Annotated in this window: 2 protein-coding genes; both read left to right on the plus strand. The window is 43.6% G+C overall.

Annotation, left to right across the window (positions count from 1 at the left end; genetic code table 11):
• The first annotated feature begins 170 nt into the window (after nt 1-170).
• Nucleotides 171-887 (plus strand): glycoside hydrolase family 25 protein, encoded by a 717-nt coding sequence (locus KDK14_RS15710; RefSeq protein ID WP_257266120.1) that lies wholly within the window; start codon nt 171-173, stop codon nt 885-887.
• On the plus strand, nt 884-1,807 hold the full coding sequence (locus KDK14_RS15715) for a hypothetical protein (protein ID WP_257266121.1): 924 nt from the start codon (nt 884-886) through the stop codon (nt 1,805-1,807). The genes KDK14_RS15710 and KDK14_RS15715 overlap by 4 nt, the downstream gene beginning before the upstream one ends.
• The last annotated feature ends 257 nt before the right edge of the window (nt 1,808-2,064 follow it).

Consider the following 2,064-nt stretch of genomic DNA (forward strand, 5'->3'; position numbering starts at 1 on the left):
ATACTAAAAGTCTATTGTCGTATTAATCAAACAACTTTTCTGAATGTCTTTATTGATTTTTCCCGATGACTAAGGGATAGTCCACCAACAAATAATTTATGCAATAAGGTACGGCTATGGATCAGGTTTTCAAACCAAAGTTTAAGCTATGGTTTTATGTTTTCGATACCATGATTGGTATTGCCATTATTGTGCTTGTTTATGCAAGCTATCACCGCATAATTGCCACCACAAAAAGTAGTTCTTCTGTCCAGAGTAGTCAGCCATTAACGACAGATGTTGCCAGCGAGCATCTTCACGGTATAGATGTTTCCCACTATCAGGGTAGTGTAGACTGGCAAGCCGTAGCAGAAACATTTCACTTTGCCTTTATCAAAGCGACGGAAGGCAAACATTACGTTGATCCTCAACTACGCAATAATATTAATGAAATAAAAGATACTTCAATGAATTTCAGTGTTTATCACTTTTATACACGTGATACAGACCCAGTTGAACAGGCCAGACATTTCTTAGAGCACACCAGCGCATATGATTTTACACTGCCTCCTGTTTTAGATATTGAAGTCCATCCGGGCAAAGACCTGGCTGGCTTTCATGATGATATCCAACAGTGGTTGGATAAAGTGAGTGAAAGCACCGGCTGTACGCCCATTATTTATACCAACAAGTCGTTCTGGAAAAAATATCTGAAAATGCGTTTTTCCGACTACCCCCTCTGGATCAGCGATTACACTTCTGACCAAGGTAAAATTGCAGGTATTCCATGGAGCTTCTGGCAATACTCAGACAATAGTATTGTTCATGGTATTGGTGGCCATGTTGACCAGAGCCTTTATCGCGGAAACGAACAATCTATGCGAGAACTGGGGAGTTGCAGGGTATGAACAGCACACAACACTTACCGGTCAATCACCTGCATAATGGTTTCAAATACGTTGTACTCGCCGCTCTGTGCATTCTGCTAGCTGTCACTTGGTGGCTGGCAGGCAATGGTCAGCTCCAGCATCTGGACCACTTGTTAATGGGGAACCTGATAAGGGAGAACACTGGCTTCCTTGAGGATGCTGAAAGACGGGCCAGGTCCATAACGCTGTTATTGGCTGAGCTGCACGCCGGATTAATGGTATTACAAAGTAGTGAATTTGGTATCAGCTTTTTTGTGAATGCCAATATCCAGTTGGGGAATATTATTTCCCAACTGACCGAAATGGTGGCTTATGGCAGGAACTTTGCCCTTTTTAACCTGGTGGCACTTCATAGCATTGACACACTGCTCACCATGATTCAGTGGCTAACACCATGGCTGGTGCTGGTGGCTGAAGTGGGCATGATTGCCATCGTTGCAACGGATACCTGGCTACCTACTCGCAGTCGCTTGCATATGTCACTGATACGCTTTGGTGAAGGTGTGCTGATTATTGTAGTTTTGCTGGCTTTCATCTTTCCACTATCTGTCAATGCTGTCAGCAAAACCAGTCAGGCAGTTACCGAAGCGCTGTTTCATGATAGCTATCATGCTATCAGAGATACACGACACCATATCTTGAAAGGAGACAGTTACAAGTCCATTAAAGACGACGCCAGTTCTTCACTAGAACAATTTAGCAATATCAAGGTTAAGCTGTCTGAAAAAACCAGCCACCTTGCTACCAATATGACTCGCTACGTGGCAATCACTCTACTCGAGGTATTTATCCTGCCCATCCTCTTCACTTTGCTAATGCTCTGGTGTTTTCGCGCATTACTGCGCAGGCACAGTTACTGGAGAAGTGGACAGTTACCTGACTTTCACCGCCACAATTGATATTTCTTTGAATCCTGTTGTCAAAGGGTTAAAACAGACATCAGGAATAGCAAAATGCCACCAGTACGCGAAGGCCGACTTTTTCTTATTGACAATAAACACGTCAACTCCAGAAATAGCCGGTCTTCGCTTAGGTGTATCAATTGGCCAGGAGGCTGTCCGAGAATAGCGCCCGTCTAGGCGACCCCGTAGCGAGGATGGCAGAAAATTGAGGATAAAAAGTCGGAAATTTTTAGTAAATAGTGGTTCTATTTACT

Source organism: Endozoicomonas sp. ONNA2 (assembly GCF_024606365.1).
Lineage (GTDB): Bacteria > Pseudomonadota > Gammaproteobacteria > Pseudomonadales > Endozoicomonadaceae > Endozoicomonas.